The sequence below is a fragment of the Nocardia sp. NPDC046763 genome (assembly GCF_040645495.1).
GTDB lineage: Bacteria > Actinomycetota > Actinomycetes > Mycobacteriales > Mycobacteriaceae > Nocardia.
The window spans coordinates 188,603-205,531 of the sequence record NZ_JBEYYI010000016.1 but is presented as its reverse complement, the minus strand read 5'-3'; the positions used below and the strand labels follow the sequence as shown (position 1 = coordinate 205,531).

Below are 16,929 nucleotides of genomic sequence, written 5' to 3'. Positions count from 1 at the left end.
AACTCACTTCCTCGGGTTCCTCACACTGGCCGCGGCGCTCACCTGCTACAAGAAGCTCGCGAAAGCGAAACCACCCATGTGAGACACGGTCTTAGCAGCGCCGGATTTCGCAGACTCAGGCATTCTGGTGAGACTGAATCACACCCACCACAGCGTGACCGATTCCGATGCCGGCACGAGCGAAGTCATTCTTAAGTGGGCATTTCAGGCGCGGCACACTAGTTGCCGGAATTCTGGCTATACGGTCCACACAGGAATCTATCGCCGTTCGGAGAACACCACACCGTGCCGAGTTGTTGCTGGCCGTACTGACCGCAGCCCCTAACCGCCCAGCTGCGGTCTTGACAGCCCGTCCACCAGGCATCCCCGCCCTGGGGAGCGGCCGTGCGTGCCACCCATGGCGAGTTCGCCCGGCCGGGGGGTGTCGCGTGAAGTGCGGATACGGGCTGCGCCGAAGCGACTGGCTGAGTGAGCATGCCAGCCGCCAGGCCAGCGGCAACGACGATCCAGGAAACGATATGCCGGGTTCGGTATCGGCTCATGAAGCAATTCAAGCTGGTACCCACACCGCCTGGCGTCACCGTGCCGTCATTCGGTGTGTCGGTCCAGCTGATTATCGGATCAATGCCGATCACTCCAAACCGGCTCCGTCGCAATTCGCGCGGGAATAGGTTCGAGACACGGTCCGCGAGACTGGTAAGAGTCCGTATTCAGGTGGTCCTCCTTCTTCGCCGGACGCCGGATCCGCACATCTCTTCGACCGGGTCAGGGCAAGGCCCTGAGGGCCAGATGAGTGAAATCCGGCGCTACTGTAATCGTCGGGAAAGGCGCTAATTCCCCAGATAGGAGAACTCCGGGCAGAATGCGCCGATGGATGCGCCGATAATGTGGGCAGTCTGGTCGAGCGTGTAATCCGCGCCCTTCATGATTCGATCGGAAATGTGATCCAGCGATCGCGGGTCGGCGGTCACGCCCAGGACCGTATTCGTTTGCAGTGCGGCGCATACCATTCTGCCCATGGACACCGTTTTGGTTCTGTCCCGGAACTGGATTCCGTCTTTTTGCAGGGTGGATGTATAGAGATTCTCTGATTCGGGGCCGTCCGGAAGAAAATCGACAACGGTGGGGATGACCGGCTTGATGGGTTTATGGGATGTCGTCACCGGCAGATTCTGCGCATCATCGGATCTGTCGCAACCCGAGATCAGGATCAGAAAGGCAATCCCCACCGCAATCTTGTGCATGGCCCGGACCATACATACGGGCACATCACGATCACGTCATGCGCGGATAACCGCTACAGTAAGCGCGACTTTTATCGCTACTGGCCCTTACCAGTCTCAACCCCCGTCTGGGCACGGCGTCCGTACGAACGAAGCTGCGCCGCATCGACATTCGACTGTTCGGCCAACCGTGCCACCGCCGCCAGCGGCGCGGCAGTGACCTTGTCCGGTACGAATCCGAGCCACGGCAGACTGCACAGGATCACGGCCAACCCAGGCGCACACTCGCCCCGCGACCCTGCGGCGCGACAAACGCCAAATCTGCTGGGCTGAGGGTGAAGTACCGGAACAACTCCTCCCGGCCGATTCGGCCCGGGGGCTCCGGCCCTTTCAGGAGGCGAAGCGGGACATGAGGAAGGCTTGGGCGGCGGGGGCGAATTGGGCGCCGGCCAGGAGGTGGTTGCTGCCGGGGTATTCGATGTAGTCGACGGTGACACCGCGGCTGCGGTAGTCGGCGGTGAGGTCGCGTGCGCCCGCGGCGACGATGACGCCGTCGCCGGTGTGGTCGGCATTGCCCGCGCCGAAGAGGAGGGGCATGTTCGGGGTTCCGGTGGCGCCCATGCGGTTCTGGGTGAGGATGGGGTCGAAGCCGGGGATGGTGCGGTAGTCCCGGTATTCGGGGCGCAGGAGCTGGGCGAGGCGCAGGCCGGGGAATTGGGGGCCGTCGGAGACGCAGTGGTCGGCGATCTGGGCCATCATGTCCTTGCCGTAGTCCGACAGGTACAGCGTCAGGTCGAGGCCGAAACCGCGTGCGGCGCCCTGCATCACGTAGGGCAGGACCAGGGCCCACTGGGGGCTGCCGTCGACGTAGCCGATGGTGGCGGCCATGTCGACGGGCATGCCGCCGGCGGCCGCGCCGACGATGTTCAGTTCGGGTGCGTAGGCCGGCGCGAGTTCGGCGGCGAATTCGGTGGCGATGGATCCGCCGGAGAAGCCGGACATGCCCACCGGGGTGCCGGCGGGGGCGTCGAGAGTGTGCAGGGCGGCGCGGATGCCGTCCAGAGTGGCGTTGCCGGAGAGGCGTCCTGCGCCGTAGGCGAGATCGGTGCCCTCGTAGTCGGAGACGACCACGGTGAGCCCGGCCGCCAGATAGCCCGCGATGATCAGGGCGTCCTGCGGCGTGCCGGCCCCTCCCCCGCGCAGCGCGTACGACGGATCGCAGCCGGCGCCGAGGGAGTCGTAGGCGGATTGGTAGGAGACCAGCCGCAGTGGACCGGATGCGCCGGGAGGGCGGATCACCGTCGCGACGGTGACGCCGGGTTCCCCGAATTGCCCGGAGGTGCGGTACAGCACCTGGGTGGCCGCGAGCGGCAGCGGCACCGAGGTCGGTGCCAATTGCACGGTGCGCGTGTGCAATACGGCCCCGGGCGCGGTCTGCTCCCAGCCGTCCGGGCCGGTGTAGAACGGGTCCGCGGTCGGCAGTGTCACCGTGGTGTCCGCTCGTGCCGGGGTTGCGGTCGTGGCCAGGGGCAGTGCTGCGGCGAGCGTGGCGAAAACCAGTGTGCGCCAGCGTTGTCGAGCCGACATCCGAACTCCTCTCGCGATCTTGCCCCCACGGTACGTCGATGTACCACATCGTGGCAGCCCCGAGAATCCCCGGCATGCCCCCACTCCCAGCGATTTTCGGCAGGGAGCGCCGACCCTGGGTACCAGGCTGCAGTGTGCGCCGAGGCCACGGCAGGGCCGAAAGGCTCCTCCCGATTTGCCTTGGCCACCAACAGTTGTGCACCGCATCCAGGACCGACGGCTCGGTTGTGGCAACAGTGATGTGCCCTTCGGGACCCCGACAGCTGACTTTCGGCCCCTGTGGTGAGCCAGCGTTGCGGGCGATCTTGGATCAGGCAGCGCCAGCGTAGTCGCTGCCACTTCCGGAATGTTCGTGCACATCAGGAGAATCGCATGAGCGACACCACCGCCCAGCCCGCCATCGGCCGCGTCCGGGACTCGGTAGTCTGGCCCGACCCCAGCCCCTTGGCCTCCTGGTGGCACAGCGTGATGCACCCCGAAACCAGCTCGGCCCCGCAGACACTCCGAACGGCACGTTGACCAGCGACCCTATACACGCGAATCGACACCTCGGGCCGAAGAAGGAGAAACGGAGATGACCCGAAAGCTGTCGAGCTCCGCCGAAGTCGTGCACCGCCAGTCGCTTACACAGGTACCCCGCATACCGATCCGGCAGTGAAATACATTGTTGCACAAAGACTTCAGCGGACTCCGCGATAGACAGGGTGCGAGCCGGTCCAGGCCGAGTCAAGTTCCGGAGCCGAACAACGTCAATCGGCGGTTGATAGTGTCAATGGCGCGGGGTCGGTCTGGCCGATGATATCGCCGGCCGTGTCGAGCGCCTGTAACTCATAGAGGCCGGTCGGGTCGGTCAGCGGGATTTCGGTGTCGCGGCCGTTCCAGTCGACTGTGGTCAACGGGGTGAGGGTGGAAGCGGTGGCGCCGTGCAGGACTCGCCACCTGTGCACCTGTGTAGCTCCGTTCCAGATCGCGTGTGCCGCAGGGTGGATGGCGCCTGTCGTAGCGCGGATCCCCCGGGCCGGGCTCTCGTGGTTCTCCTGTCGGTACAGCAGCGCCGGGGCTGTCGAGGGCGTGCCGTTCCAGGGTTGCAGGGTGGAGCGGTAGGGGCCCGTTTGCGGCGCGGCCTCGTAGATCTGCTCGCCTCGCGGACCGTATTCGGTGAGGCGAGGCACGGTTCCCCATGAACCGAATGAATAGCCGCCGGGCAAGGTTTGGATGTTGCCCATGGCGACGGTCACCGCGTTGCCAGGTGATCCGATCTTGCCCGCCAGGTTGGCGGTCATCGACTCCATATCCAGGTCGAGCCACATCATGCTGGTGTCCCCGAGGTACATCGAGCCGTCGGAGTTGTTATTGAACAGGTGCAGCACATTGCCGGTCATCTCCGGGTCGTGCTGGAAGGCGAACTCGGTACCGGGTCCCATGGCGAAGCTGGAGTGTTTACCGCCGACCTGCCAGAGGATTTCACCGGTGTGGATATCGACGTCGTAGACCGTCGACATCTGCCGCATCGAAATGAGCAGGTTGCCATTGGAATCCAGAGCGATGGAGTTGATGTGCCAGGTCATCCACGACTCACCACCCATGATGAAGGCCGACACCGGATCCCAGCGATCGTGGTAACCGTCGGTGATGGGCACATGCGCCATGGAGTCCCAGGAGAACAGGGTTTCGCCGGTCTCCACGTCGAGCACATTGGCGTACCAATCCTGCGCCCACCCATCGCGGGGACCACCGATCGCGCTGAGGTCGTAGGGAACCGAGGCGATCGAGGTGATCAGCGCCCGCCCGTCCGGGGTCAACCGACATTCGTGCGCGTCCGCCCCGACGCCGGTGCTGGGCCGCAGAGTCGCGATCACCTGGTAGTGCTCGTCGGCGACCTTGCACACCCCCGCATCGAGAGCCGCTGTGGTCTGCGCTCCGGCTGCGGTCCCCTCCCACCAGGTCAACACCGGTTTGCCTCGGTATTCCTGCGCACGGAAGTTGTTGATGGTCAATCCCGGTGGCGCGTCCATACGGTAGATCTCACGGCCCGCCTTGTCCTGGATCACGGCGGTCGTCTCCAGCGGCAATCCGGCTGCGGGCAAGAACGCCACCGCGCCGCCCGTGACGGTGAAGATGTAGAAGCCCGAGAAAGGGTCGGGCTGATCGTTGATCACGGCATACTGCCCAGGCGTCCCGAACGGCGACTGCGGCGGCAACACGACATCGGCCGCTGCGCCAGCGGGAGTCAGCGCAGCTACAGCAAAAGCAGCAACTGCCTTACGCGACCCTAGCCTCATAGCCGACACAGTAACCGCTAGCTACTTTATGGCAATCTCACTGTGAGGCGTGTCTTCGCGTGCGATGCCTGACGGCCCTCAGCACTACGCAGCCCGTCCCGGTGGGTCCGGTCGAGGCCCTTCTCGCCCGGGCGGGATCTCGTCGTGGTCGGTGTCGGTGGGCACGAATGCTGCGGTTCGGTGTTGCGCGGCGTAGTCGCGCAACACCGAACCTTGGAATAGATCATCTAGCGTTGCAGGAACTCCAGGGCGGTGCGTTCGAACGCGTCCTTGGCCTCGAGCATCACCCAGTGCCCGCAGTTCGGGAACACGTGCAGCTCGGCGTTCGGGATGCTGCGCATCGGCAGCAAGGCCATATCGAGTGGAGTCTGGCGATCATCGCGTCCCCAGGCCAGCAACGTCGGGCACACGACCTTGTGCATCATCGCCCAATACGGTGGCGTCTCAGCGTCGGCCAGCGCTCGCCGACGCGCCTCGAAAGCCGCTGCGCCGTACATGGATTTGATCGACGCCAGCGCATCCGGATCCAGCGCGGTCTGCCAGCGCTCCTCGATCAACTCTTCGGTGACGAGCTCCGGGCTGTAGGACATGCACCGTATCCAGCGGATCAGGTTCTCCCGCGTCGGCTGCTCCGTGAAATCCTGCAGGATCTGCGACCCCTCACTGAGGGGCTGGGTGAAGAGGCTCGGTCCCACCCCGCCGAGGCAGACGAGCTTGTCGACGCGGCCCGGGTGGTGGATCGCCAGGTTCAGCCCGACCACCCCGCCCAGCGAATTCCCGATGACGGCGGCGGATTCGATGCCCAGCGCGTCCATGAAGCGGACCACCGAATCCATCGCAGTCCACACCGGATTGCCCGGAACCGGGTCACTGACCCCGAATCCAGGGAACTCCAGAACGTAGCAGTGGTACTGCTTCGCGAACGCTGCCAGGCTGCCGCGGTAGTTCCGCCAACCGCTCACCCCGATCCCGGAACCGTGCAGCATCAACAGCGGCGGCCCGTCGCCGGCCTCGTGGTAGCGCAGAACGCCCGTGTCCGTGACCAATTCGCGCTTCGTGGTTTCAAAGGCTGTCTCCATGACCTCGAAACTAGAACGTGTTCCTAAGGTCAACATGTGCAATCAGTAAGGGATCCACAGGATTTCGTTGCTCTGACCCATTGATTGGTGTGCACCGAATTGAGGATGTCCAGCTGTTGCCATGCGGACCAGGTCGGCAGGTCCGGGCTACCGCCAGTGGTGGTCGCCGAGCGCAGCCACTTCCGAACCACCATCGGCGAAGATGACGATTCCGTGCCGTGTCGGCTACGAGATGGTCCGGACAAATCCATCGGCCGCGGACTGTTCGATGGCGGCGAGGAGCCGGTGGTGGCGCAGGGCTGCCTCGAAGCTGGGATGCGGTTGCCGGGATTCGGCTATGGCGCGGGCGACTTCTTGGTAGAGGGCTGCGATGTTGGCCGGTGGGCCGGACTGGACGCTGGCGGGGACGGTGCGATAGGTGTCGGGCACGGGCAAGGCTTCGTCGTCGATCCGGATGTTCCAGTCGCCCCAGTGGATGAATGTCCCGGGCTGGGCCGGGGTGGCGGTCAACGTGCCGTCGCTGCCGACGAGCCTGAGGTGGAACCCGTCCCGGGCGGGCCCGTTGCCGCCGTGCACGGTGACGGAGGCAGTGGCGCCGCCGGCCAGCAGTCCGTGTAGCAGGACGTGGCTGGGCGTGGCGTTGGGCACGGTCTGCTCCGTCCCCGCGATGAGAACGCGGTCGTGCGTGCGAGGGAGTCGTGCGGTGACCTCGATCAGCGGGCCCGCGACCCGTTCGAGTGCGGCCAGGAAATGACCGGCCATGATGGTCACGATGTTGGTTCCCGTCGAAGGGTCCAGGCCGAACACCAGATTCGGCCATATTCGACTGCCACCGAAGGGAGCCCCTTCCGCCAGCAGCGCGACCGATTCGAGCGTGCCGATCCGGCCGTCTGCCAACAGATCTGCGGCGAAACGGGCGCTCGGGGAGTGGTGGCCCTGTAGGACGACCGCGTGAACGACGCCGGCCGCGGTGGCGGCCTCGGTCAACTCGCCCGCTTCGTCGGCGTCGACGCCCAGTGGCCACTCGGACACGACGTGCTTGCCGGCCGCGAGTGCCGCCCTGATCACGGCGGCATGCCCGGAGGCCTTCACCGAGACGACGACCAAGTCGACCTCGGGGTGCGCGACGAGTTCACGTGCGTCGGCGAAGGCGTGCCGTGCGCCGTGGGCGGCAGCCGCCCGGTCCGCGCTGGCCTGGTCGGTAGTCGCGACCGCGGTCACGTCGAACCCCTCGAGCGCTGTGAGCGCGGGTAGGTGTGAGGTGTCCGCCCATCCGCTGGCCCCGACAACCCCGACTCGGATCATGCCCACTCCTTAGTTATGTACCTTTCGGTAAGAAACTAAATGGCGCAGCACGCAGGCGCAAGCGGTAATGTACCGATAGGTAAAAAACATGGGAGAGAGCTCGGAGGATGGCATGCCCGGCGGACGCCCGCGCGCATTCGACACAGACACCGCACTCGACCGCGCGCTCGAGGTGTTCTGGCGGCACGGTTACGAGGGCACCTCGCTGGCCGACCTGACCGCCGCGATGGGCATCAACAAGCCCAGTCTCTACGCCGCCTTCGGCAACAAAGAGGAACTGTTCGGCAAGGTTCTCTCCCGCTACCTCGACGGTCCCGGCGCCTACGCCGCCGACGCGCTGAACGCGACCACCTGCCGCGAGGTCCTCGAGCGGCTGATCCAGGGGGCCGTCGACCTGACCGCAGGTGAGAACACGCCCCCTGGTTGCCTGTGCGTCAAGACCGTTCAAGCCTGCGGATCCGACGCACACGCCGCACGCCAGGATGCCGCCGCCGTGCGAAAAGCCGGCGAGGCCGCGCTCCGCAGGCGGCTCGAGCAGGCCATCGACCTGCCGGCCGGCCACGAACCGGCCGCCCTGGCCGCACTCGTCCATACGATCTCCGACGGCATCGCCGTCCAGGCCGCAACCGGGCGCAGCCGCGACGAGCTGCGGCAGATCGGCAACTCGGCGCTGCGCGCCCTCCTGAACGAAGGCACATAGACCGCGCCGCCATGAATCAGCCAGATGGAAGGGCGGCTCCGCCTCGAACGCAGCAGACACGAGGGTGAGCGGGGCGGTGACGGTGGGTGTGCGGTGGGCGCGGATGCGGGTTCGCGCTTTCCGTCGCTGGGTGGGTGTGCAGTAGACGTGCACCACGCGAGGTAAATTATTGGCTAACATCAGCTTTGGTCGCGAGTGGGCGCGCATGGAGTGTCACGACATGCCGCAACCCGCGCGGTTCGAAGCGGCCACACCGCAGCCCGGAAGTCCCCATCTCGCGGCGTAGCCCAGCCGTCGGCAACGCACCTTGATCGCGATCTCCGTGTGACATCGGATGCCGTGGTTCAGAACTCATCCGACCGCGGCGGATCAACGTGCGGAATTGCCGATGTGCAGGTATTCGGGTCTGATCGGTGGTCACGTCCCGCTTGGGAACGTCAGTGAGCGAAAATCGGAGGTGGAGTCGTGCCGTAGCCGAATATCCTTTGCCGACAGGACATCTCGATCCGCATCGAGAACACTCCGCGGGGAGGTGATCATGATTGTCTGTGGGCAGCTCGCAGAGGTGGGCTTGGACGCTGCCAGGCGACTGGCCGTCGAGTATCTGTTCGGCGCCGAGGGGGTCGACCGATGCTGGTCCTGGCGTCCAGACCTGGTGCTGTCGGCGCTTTTGGGCGAGCGGGTGGTCGGCGTGTGTTTCGCGTCTCCAGGCTCCGGAACCGGGATCGTGGTGGACGGCATCGCGGTTGACGGGAGCTTCGCGGGCCGTGGAATCGGTTCGAAGCTGTTGTCCGCATGGGAGGTCGCGGCCCGGGCCACGGGGTTCACCGAGGTGACGGTCGGTTCGGCGGGCGGATACGTCGAGCATTTCTACGAGAAGAACGGGTATCGGCCGGTCGAGTACTGTGTGACGGTGCCCTGCGCGGTCGACGTGAACGGGCCGGGCGGTGTGGATGTCACGAGAGTTCGTGTGTGCGGCGATTTCTCGTTGGTGAACATCGCCTCGACCAGCGGGCGCGACCCCGACGCCAAGGCCGCAGCCCTGGCCGCGTGCGGCGGCACTCATCTGTCGGTCATCTACGCCAAGTCTCTGACCGGCCCCACGAACTGAAGAGGTCAACCCATGTCAGGTCACGGATGGCCACAACCGACGACTACCGACTGCTGATCGATCAGGCCGCGGCCTTGTCCGTGCCACAGCCCCTCACCCGGCAGGTGACCGCGGGATACGCGGGCGCTGCCCTGCGGGCGGTCGACGGCCGGGTGTACACGGGCAGGAGCCTCACCGGAAACTGCGGAGTGGCGTTCTGCGCCGAAGTCGGTGCCGTACTGGCGATGCTGAAATCCGGCACTGCCCAGATCACCGCCCTCGCAACCGTGAGCAATGACCACCGGTTGATGCCCCCGTGCGGGAGGTGCCGGGAGATGCTGTTCCAGCTGCACCATGAGAACCTGCGCGCCGTCGTGGTCCTCGACGGCGCGCTCGTCACACTCGCGGAGCTGCTCCCGATCCGGTGGCAGGAGCTTTGGGACGACTGATCCACCGCTACGCTCGTGCCCAATGGTCTTGGGGCAGAACGCCGTACCTCAGTCAGTAGCGAGGCGGGTGGGCAGCGGAGCGAGAGAGAAGTTCTTCCAAATGTAGGTGTCCATCTGGTGCTGGTCCAGGGTCAGGTTGTCGACGCGGTCCACTTTGCCGTCGGAATTGAAGTGCCACACCAGCGCCCACAGGGTGTCGACCCGGCCCTCTCCTTCGGTCGAGTAGCCGCGGTGGATATCGACGACGTATTCCTCGTTGGCTTCGAGGAAGAACGTCTCGGCCTTCATGCCTGCCTTGGCCAGCTGGGCGAAGAAGGCCAGGACCTCGTCGAGTCCGTGCTTGGTTCCCGAGAGCGCATGGTGCCCGGGAATAGTCCATGCGATGTCGTCGGCCAGTACCGCCCTCATGCCATCCAAGTCGTAGCGCGCATACGCCTCGAAGAAGTCGCTGATCGCCTGGATCTTCGGGTCCTGCTGTGTCACCGCGTGATTCCTTTCGAAGAGGGGAATCCGCAGTCTGCGTCAGGTCGCTGACAGAACGCTGGCAGTGGTCGACAACGTCGGACGCCCACGTCACTACCCAGTCGACCACCCTCCGGAACTGCCCTGGCGGTGGGCGGCGGTTGTTCCGCCGCCCACGCCGGTGCGGTACCTGCCGGTTCAGCGTCGGGTTCGACGAGCGGACCCGGGCGACTCCGGGGTCAGCGAGTGGCGATGATCGCCGAGCCGTGACCGAAGAGACCCTGGTTCACCGCGATACCCGCGCGCGCGTTCTCCACCTGCCGCCCGTCGGCCTGGCCGCGCAACTGCCACGTGAGCTCGCAGATCTGCGCGATCGCCTGTGCGGGGATGGCCTCACCGAAACAGGCCAGGCCACCACTCGGGTTCACCGGCACCCGTCCACCCAATGTGGTTGCGCCACTGCGCAACAGCTCCTCCGCACCGCCCGTTTCGCAGAGCCCGATGTCCTCGTACCAGTCCAGCTCCAGCGCGGTGGACAGGTCGTAGACCTCCGCGAAGGACAGCTCGTCGGGCCCGAGCCCGGCCTCCTCGTACGCGGCCTGCGCGATGGCGGAACGGAACGCGTGCGGTGGGGCCTGGACGGCCACCGCGGAATCGGTTGCGAAATCCGGCAGATCGATGACGGTCTTCGGGAACGTCGGCGTGACCGTGGACAGCGCCCGGATGCGGACCGGGTCGGCGATGCCGCGCCGGCGCGCGTACTCCATCGACGTCAGCACCAGCGCGGCGCCGCCGTCGCTGGTCGCGCAAATGTCGAGCAGCCGCAAGGGATCCGACACGATCGCCGAGGCCGCGACCTCCTCGGCCGCCACCTCCTTGCGATACCGGGCATACGGGTTGTTCAGGCCGTGGCGGGCGTTCTTCACCTTGACCGCGGCGAAATCCTCGAGCGTGGCACCGTGCAGCGCCATCCGGCGGCGGGCATAGAGCGCGAAGTAGATGGGATTGGTCGCGCCGAGCAGATGGAAGCGCAGCCAATCCGGATCATCGCGGCGCTCACCACCGACCGGCTGGAAGAAGCCCTTCGGGGTGGTGTCGGCACCGATCACCAGCGCCACATCGGTCAACCCGGCCAGGATCTGAGCACGCGCGTTGGCAATGGCCTGTGCGCCCGAGGCACAGGCGGCGTAACTGCTCGAGATCCGCGCACCCGACCAGCCCAGCGCCTGAGCGAAAGTCGCGCCCGCGACGAAGCCGGGGTACCCGTTGCGGATGGTGTCCGCGCCGGCGATGTACCCGACATCGAGGTGGTCCACCCCGGCATCGGCCAGCGCCGCACGCGCCGCGACCAGCCCGTACTCGACGAAGTTCCGCCCCCACTTGCCCCACGGGTGCATGCCCGCACCGAGGACGGCGATGTCCCGATCGTTCGTGTCAGTCATTGACCGGCCTCCACATCCACACCGTGTGCTCTGCCTCGTCGTCCTCGTACAGCGTGCCCACGGCCAATTCCACCGGCATGCCCACGGCCAGGTCGTCCACGGTGAACCCGCGCACCACCTGTCCGAGAATCACCATCTGCTCGACCTCGAGCTCCACCGCCGCAACGACATACGGCTCGAACGGATCCGCCGAGACATAGGGCGCGGGCGGCTTGTACCGGGCGTCCGCGTACGACCAGATCCGGCCACGCGTGGAAAACAGGTATTCGGCCAGCTCGGAGCCGTCCTTCGCACCCGCACAGCGCGGGTTGCGACAGGCCAGCGTGTTCCGCGGGAAATACGGTGTGCCGCAATCCTTGCACCGGCTCCCCTTGAGCCGCACCACACCGTCGTCCGCAGTGAACCAGTCAGCCACAGCGGGGCGTTGTTCTTTCTGCACAACCCCGACGGTATAGGAACACGTTCTACTTTGGGGCCGAATTCCACTCCGCGAATCCACACCCGGAGGTACGGTGACTCCAGATTGAGGATGCCCCGACACCCTCGAGTCGATCTGGAGTACCACAACGCGATGGGCACCAAAGCCATTGACCCGCAGTCGATCCGCAACGTCACCCTCCTCGGCGACCCCGCCGATACGGCCCGAGTGGCCCACCACCTGCTCCGCGGTTCCGGCCACCCCACCTCCAGCCCGGCCACCACGCTCCACTGGGCAACAGACGGCATCGAGCACACGATCCGGCTCACCGAACTATCGACCCGAGCGCCCATCGCAGCCCTGCAGCGCTCCATCCGAGTAGCCGACGGCATGATCGCGGTGGTCGACGCCGCCACAAACCTCGCCCCCCGCCTCGAAACCACGCTCCGCGTAGCCGACGACCACCAGGTCGCCCGCCTCTGCCTCATCACCGGCCTGGATCATCCCGACGCCGACTTCGACCGCTGTGTCCACGCCATCGCCGACACCCGCGGCGCAGCCCCCCTCCCCCTCCAGATCCCCATCACCCCCGGCCCCCACCTCGAGGGCCTCATCGACCTGATCGCCCTCTGGTCCCTCGAACCCCTGGCCGCCGAAATCTATGGCAATCACTGGAAACTCGCCGAATCCTGGCACCGCAATCTCGCGACGACAGTGACAGCCCAACGCGTCGGTCCCGCTACCCCCACCACCCAGCCAGAACTCCCCCGAGACCAACTACATCACCGAATCCGCCGCGCAACCCGCATAGGCGACACCATCCCCATCCTCTGCGGCTCCGAAGCCCCCACCCCACTCCTGGACGCCATAGTCCGATACCTCCCGTCCCCATTGGATGTCTGCCAGCCAGAACACGCCCTCGACTACTGACCGACGCCGCCCTCGCCGGCGCAGCCCTCGACGTCCTCCGCTGGACCCGCTGACCCCGTGCAGCGGTATCGGCCTGAAGATTGCCCCACGAAAAACCGTGGCAGACACGCGATTTCAAGAGACAACCCCGGCGGAATTCAGCTCCGATCCCACCGTGACTGGACAACGCATTTCGCCGACAACCGGGTACAAGTGCTTTACAGATGCTCAATCGGTTGAAACGAAATATCGCGTAAGCTGAAAGCGGACGCGCCGTACTGGTCACGCGGCGACCGGAAACTACTCGCATCGAGGTGAAAGAAGCATGGCCTCCGATGTTTCATTACGGCCCAGGTGAACCTGGCCCAGGTAATTGTTTCGCCAGCAGGCGAGAACGCCAGTAGTTTCTGGTTTCATCCTGCTCGGGCCGGGCCGAACCCGGAAGCAAGAACAAAGAAGAAAGTACGATCATGCGTAGAGCAACGGCGCTCTTCGCCGCATTACTGTTGGCCATCCTCTTTTCCATCACCTACGCGACGAACCCGGCGGCTCGGGCCGATGGCTGCACCGGCGACTGGGCCATCGGAATCGGCGGATCAGGCGACCCGTCGGTGTTCGCTCCGTACGTCGACCAGTCCGTCGGGTACGACCCCGTCGATCCGATGTCGGCGTTGAACGAACTCGACCGGCTCTTCTGGTCACACCGCACTGAATGTCCGCGCGATCATGTCCGGTTGATCGGGCACAGTGAGGGTGCGGGCATTCTGCATGCCTGGGTCACCGCCCACCAGGATGCCGACAATGCGAACGCCATTCTGCTATCGGATCCCAAGCGCGCTCCGGGACCCGGTTCGGGTGGGCTGTCCTCGACTCCCGGGAATTGGCTCATCGGTTATCCGCTGGCCGGAGTCGACGATTGGTTCGGCAACATCCCGGTGCTCACCGTGTGCAACCACGACGATCCGATCTGTGACACATCGGCTAGTTGGTGGGGCTACGTGTTCGCGGGTGCGCATGATCGCTACGATTTCAACGTCTGGGACTACGGCGATTGGAATTCCGGCGTCTGGTACCGATAGTCGATGATTCGCGGGATCAGAATCGAAAGAATCCAGGGCGCTTATATGGAACGAAAGTGGCTATACCGCAAATTGAATTGATTTCAGCGGCCATCGGCGTGCCGGTGAGCCGTTCGGCGAGAATCTCGGCACCCGACAGCGTGCGCGCTTGCCGGTCGGCGAATTCCGTGCCCACGGCGAGGTGGCCGCCGTGGGCCAGGTCCAGCCCGAGCAGCCGCTCGCCCGGATTCATCAGCGCCATCAGCACCGCGGCATCGGATTGGGCATCCGAATGCGGTTGGACATTGGCGAATTCGGCGCCGGAGAGCTCCTGGGCGCGGTCACGGGCGAAGGTTTCGACAACGTCGACGTGTTCGCAGCCAGGAAGCGGGTGCCAGGACTTCGGTTCAGTCCACGTGCCGACTTACGCCGAGACCACTGACAAATCACATCGAGGTGTCATTCTTCGTGTTCGGCGAGGCGGGCGCGGGCGGCGGTCCAGTCCAGCGGAATATCGCCGGCGGTGGCCGCGGAGCCGACGAAGGTCGGTCGGCCCATCCGGCCCGCCATGTCGGCGAGCATGGCGGCGTGGGCTCCGCTGCGGACGAAGTGGTTCATGGTGTCCGGATCCGACCAGGCGGACAGGGTTGCGAACGTCTTCGAGAACAGGTGCGCGTCGAGCGTGAAGCCGACGCAGCCATCGGTTTTCCGGAGCTGATCGCCGATCCGCCAGGTCCATACCAGAAAACGCGGTACATCACGGTAGCGGCGCAGGGGCAGCCGGGACGTGAACACGTGCAGCGAATCCTGTTCGGACGGTTGATGGGTTCCCGCGATCCATGGCAGTACAGGCATTGTCGAATCCTCTTTCGGCGGTTGGTCTTTCGGTCGTCACGTGGTCGGTAGTGCGTCACCTCAGTCGATGAAGAACAATCCGGCACCGTGCGCGTCGGTGGCTGACACGTAGAAGCCGCCGCTGGTGGTGTGGGTCGCCGTACCGCCGGCATCGACTACCGCGCGCGCCTTCACGATATCGGCGACACGGATCGTGATCGCCGCGCTGCGCGAACCGCTGGCCGTGGGCTCGTCGGGCAAGACCTCGGCAGCGTCGCAAACAGTGACGAATTCCAGCCGTCCCGAGGGCATTTCGACCACGGTCAGTGGACCTTCGACACGGGCAGCGCGGTCCACGATGAGCGCATAGTGCGCGACGATCGCCGCCAGCTCGGCGGCGTCGGCGACGATCAGCACCGAATGGATTCCCCGCGCACCGTTGGGGTGATCGAGATACCGCGGCTGATGCACGTATGCGCGGGTGAGATGCTGGGCGAGCCCGAGATTCACCCCGGGCGTCACCGACGGGTCGATGTGTACCGCGCTCGCACGCATGATGCGGGGACCGTCGACGGTATCGACCTCACGCTGCAGATCCAGCACTCCGGACGTCCGCAGTCCGGCCGCGGTGAGGCGGGCATTCGTGGCCGCGGTATCGGCTGTCTCGAGATTCAGTAGCCGGAACCCGCTGGCCATCTCCTTTGTGTGCCAGGGATCCGGGGCGGACTCGTCCACGATTCCGAGCAGCTCGATATAGGAGTCGCCGAACAGGGCACACAGATTGGCGGTGCACCCCAGTACCAATGGTTCCCCGGGCAGGCTGTTCATCGCATGCCGTGAACGCGGGCTCAGCGTGAAACCGAAAGAGTCGTATCGCTGTTCGAGCCCGTCGAGATCCCGGGTGAGGATACCGGCGTGATGGAAGCCGAGAATATCGTTTGTCACGACACCCATCCTGGAAGGGCCGGGCCCGGCCGTCGACAAGTTCCCTGCAACGCTGCGGTATCCGACACGGGCATACACTTTCGTGGTGGATTCGGTCGGACTGGACGAGATCGATCTCGGGTTGATGCATGCCTTGCAGATCGACGGTCGTGCACCGTTCAGCAGAATCGGCGAGGTCCTCGGCGTCTCCGACCGGACGGTGGCGCGCCGGTTCGCACGTCTGAAAACCCACGGGCTGGTCCGGGTGACCGGTGTCGTCGACACCCACCAGCTCGGATATGCCGAATGGCTTGTGCGCGTCCGCGTATGCCCAGACGGTGCCCTCGGCCTCGCCCAGGCGCTGGCGAGACGCCCCGACACCTCCTGGGTGAGCATCCTGTCCAGCGGCACCGAGATCATGTGCCTGTTCCGGATCCCAGCCGGCGGCCCTGCCCCGCTGGCGGATCTCGCTCGCCGTCCCCAGATACTCGACGTGACCGCGCAACAGATGTTGCAGCATCTGACCCATCGCCGCTGGGCGGGCAGGACTTCCGCCCTCGGCGCCGACCAAGTGGCCGCGCTACTGCCATCCGATCCCGTGGACAGCCGACCCGTCACGCTCACCGAGCTGGATCGGCGGCTACTCCCCTGGTTGGCGATGGACGGCCGCGCCGGCTACCCCGAACTCGCGCGCCGCACCGCCTGGTCGGAGTCGTCGATACGCCGGCGCGTCGAAGATCTGCGACGATCGGCGGTACTTCGCTTCGATGTGGAGGTCGACGCGACACGACTCGGCTACACCATGCAGTGCCTGCTGCGGCTCACCGTCACCCCCGCCCGGCTGCTCCACGTCGCCGAAACACTTGCCGCCGATCCGCAGACCGCATTCGTAGGTGCCACGACCGGCGACTGCAATCTCTTCACCGTCGTGGTCTGCCGCGATGCGACCGACCTGCTGGACTACCTCACTCACCGGCTGGGCACAGTCGACGGTATCGACCACGTGGAAACCGTCCCGATCACCGCCTACACCAAACGATCCGCGCCGACCAGGTAGCCGCGGTCGTGGCCCTTCCTCCGACCGCCGATGACACTTTTCAGCACGCGATAGTGGCCGGCCACGACCGCGAGGCGGACCCGAAACACGGCAGCGGCTCGGATTCGAGT

17 protein-coding genes and 2 pseudogenes are annotated in these 16,929 nt (G+C 65.5%); 7 read left to right on the top strand and 12 right to left on the bottom strand.

Annotation, left to right across the window (positions count from 1 at the left end; all coding sequences use genetic code 11):
• Positions 1-830: 830 nt before the first annotated feature.
• The 3 genes and pseudogenes from ABZ909_RS25750 to ABZ909_RS25740 form a co-directional block, all read right to left on the bottom strand.
• Positions 831-1,244: a DUF732 domain-containing protein gene (locus ABZ909_RS25750; protein ID WP_357003954.1), complete on the bottom strand. Its 414-nt coding sequence runs from the start codon at positions 1,242-1,244 to the stop codon at positions 831-833.
• A 104-nt stretch (positions 1,245-1,348) separates the two neighbouring features.
• A pseudogene (locus ABZ909_RS25745) lies at positions 1,349-1,617 on the bottom strand (DUF4158 domain-containing protein); the annotation flags it as partial.
• Entirely contained in the window at positions 1,614-2,810 is a 1,197-nt protein-coding gene (locus ABZ909_RS25740; RefSeq protein WP_357003951.1) for a lipase family protein, read from the bottom strand. The pseudogene ABZ909_RS25745 and the gene ABZ909_RS25740, both read right to left, overlap by 4 nt.
• Before the next feature lie 372 nt (positions 2,811-3,182).
• On the opposite strand from ABZ909_RS25740, the gene ABZ909_RS25735 reads away from it, so the two are divergent.
• The gene (locus ABZ909_RS25735) at positions 3,183-3,329 is read left to right on the top strand and encodes a hypothetical protein (protein ID WP_357003948.1); all 147 of its coding nucleotides are present in this window, start codon (positions 3,183-3,185) and stop codon (positions 3,327-3,329) included.
• 230 nt (positions 3,330-3,559) lie between these two features.
• On the opposite strand, the gene ABZ909_RS25730 is transcribed toward ABZ909_RS25735, so the two are convergent.
• The 3 genes from ABZ909_RS25730 to ABZ909_RS25720 form a co-directional block, all read right to left on the bottom strand.
• Positions 3,560-4,969, bottom strand: a complete 1,410-nt coding sequence (locus ABZ909_RS25730; RefSeq protein WP_357003945.1) for an arylsulfotransferase family protein — start codon at positions 4,967-4,969, stop codon at positions 3,560-3,562.
• Between the two features lie 350 nt (positions 4,970-5,319).
• Complete coding sequence (locus ABZ909_RS25725) at positions 5,320-6,171, bottom strand: alpha/beta fold hydrolase (protein WP_357003942.1); 852 nt, start codon at positions 6,169-6,171, stop codon at positions 5,320-5,322.
• A 225-nt stretch (positions 6,172-6,396) separates the two neighbouring features.
• Positions 6,397-7,476 carry a Gfo/Idh/MocA family oxidoreductase gene (locus tag ABZ909_RS25720; protein ID WP_357003939.1) on the bottom strand — a complete coding sequence of 360 codons (1,080 nt, stop codon included), beginning with the start codon at positions 7,474-7,476 and terminating at the stop codon, positions 6,397-6,399.
• 88 nt (positions 7,477-7,564) lie between these two features.
• Between ABZ909_RS25720 and ABZ909_RS25715 the strand changes: the two genes are divergently transcribed.
• The 3 genes from ABZ909_RS25715 to ABZ909_RS25705 all read left to right on the top strand — a co-directional run bounded on the left by ABZ909_RS25715 (position 7,565) and on the right by ABZ909_RS25705 (position 9,715).
• Positions 7,565-8,176, top strand: coding sequence for a TetR/AcrR family transcriptional regulator (locus tag ABZ909_RS25715; RefSeq protein ID WP_357003937.1), 612 nt, complete (start codon positions 7,565-7,567; stop codon positions 8,174-8,176).
• Between the two features lie 538 nt (positions 8,177-8,714).
• Positions 8,715-9,287 (top strand): GNAT family N-acetyltransferase, encoded by a 573-nt coding sequence (locus tag ABZ909_RS25710; RefSeq protein ID WP_357003934.1) that lies wholly within the window; start codon positions 8,715-8,717, stop codon positions 9,285-9,287.
• Between the two features lie 26 nt (positions 9,288-9,313).
• Positions 9,314-9,715, top strand: a complete 402-nt coding sequence (locus tag ABZ909_RS25705) for a hypothetical protein (RefSeq protein WP_357003931.1) — start codon at positions 9,314-9,316, stop codon at positions 9,713-9,715.
• Between the two features lie 48 nt (positions 9,716-9,763).
• Here ABZ909_RS25705 and ABZ909_RS25700 read toward each other — a convergent pair whose 3' ends face one another.
• The 3 genes from ABZ909_RS25700 to ABZ909_RS25690 form a co-directional block, all read right to left on the bottom strand.
• Positions 9,764-10,198 carry a nuclear transport factor 2 family protein gene (locus ABZ909_RS25700; protein ID WP_357003929.1) on the bottom strand — a complete coding sequence of 145 codons (435 nt, stop codon included), beginning with the start codon at positions 10,196-10,198 and terminating at the stop codon, positions 9,764-9,766.
• Between the two features lie 218 nt (positions 10,199-10,416).
• On the bottom strand, positions 10,417-11,619 hold the full coding sequence (locus ABZ909_RS25695; RefSeq protein ID WP_357003926.1) for a lipid-transfer protein: 1,203 nt from the start codon (positions 11,617-11,619) through the stop codon (positions 10,417-10,419).
• Positions 11,612-12,058 carry an OB-fold domain-containing protein gene (locus ABZ909_RS25690; protein ID WP_354838229.1) on the bottom strand — a complete coding sequence of 149 codons (447 nt, stop codon included), beginning with the start codon at positions 12,056-12,058 and terminating at the stop codon, positions 11,612-11,614. The genes ABZ909_RS25695 and ABZ909_RS25690 overlap by 8 nt, the downstream gene beginning before the upstream one ends.
• Before the next feature lie 132 nt (positions 12,059-12,190).
• Between ABZ909_RS25690 and ABZ909_RS25685 the strand changes: the two genes are divergently transcribed.
• The gene (locus ABZ909_RS25685) at positions 12,191-12,967 is read left to right on the top strand and encodes a GTP-binding protein (RefSeq protein WP_357003924.1); all 777 of its coding nucleotides are present in this window, start codon (positions 12,191-12,193) and stop codon (positions 12,965-12,967) included.
• Between the two features lie 449 nt (positions 12,968-13,416).
• The gene (locus ABZ909_RS25680) at positions 13,417-14,025 is read left to right on the top strand and encodes a cutinase family protein (protein WP_357003922.1); all 609 of its coding nucleotides are present in this window, start codon (positions 13,417-13,419) and stop codon (positions 14,023-14,025) included.
• Positions 14,026-14,041: 16 nt separating this feature from the next.
• Here ABZ909_RS25680 and ABZ909_RS25675 read toward each other — a convergent pair.
• The 3 genes and pseudogenes from ABZ909_RS25675 to ABZ909_RS25665 all read right to left on the bottom strand — a co-directional run.
• A pseudogene (locus ABZ909_RS25675) lies at positions 14,042-14,386 on the bottom strand (hypothetical protein); the annotation flags it as partial.
• A gap of 77 nt (positions 14,387-14,463) precedes the next feature.
• Positions 14,464-14,859 carry a hypothetical protein gene (locus ABZ909_RS25670; RefSeq protein WP_357003919.1) on the bottom strand — a complete coding sequence of 132 codons (396 nt, stop codon included), beginning with the start codon at positions 14,857-14,859 and terminating at the stop codon, positions 14,464-14,466.
• Between the two features lie 60 nt (positions 14,860-14,919).
• Positions 14,920-15,792 carry a VOC family protein gene (locus tag ABZ909_RS25665; protein WP_357003916.1) on the bottom strand — a complete coding sequence of 291 codons (873 nt, stop codon included), beginning with the start codon at positions 15,790-15,792 and terminating at the stop codon, positions 14,920-14,922.
• A gap of 76 nt (positions 15,793-15,868) precedes the next feature.
• Here ABZ909_RS25665 and ABZ909_RS25660 point away from each other — a divergent pair, with 76 nt between their 5' ends.
• Entirely contained in the window at positions 15,869-16,819 is a 951-nt protein-coding gene (locus ABZ909_RS25660; protein ID WP_357003913.1) for an AsnC family transcriptional regulator, read from the top strand.
• Positions 16,820-16,929: the final 110 nt, after the last annotated feature.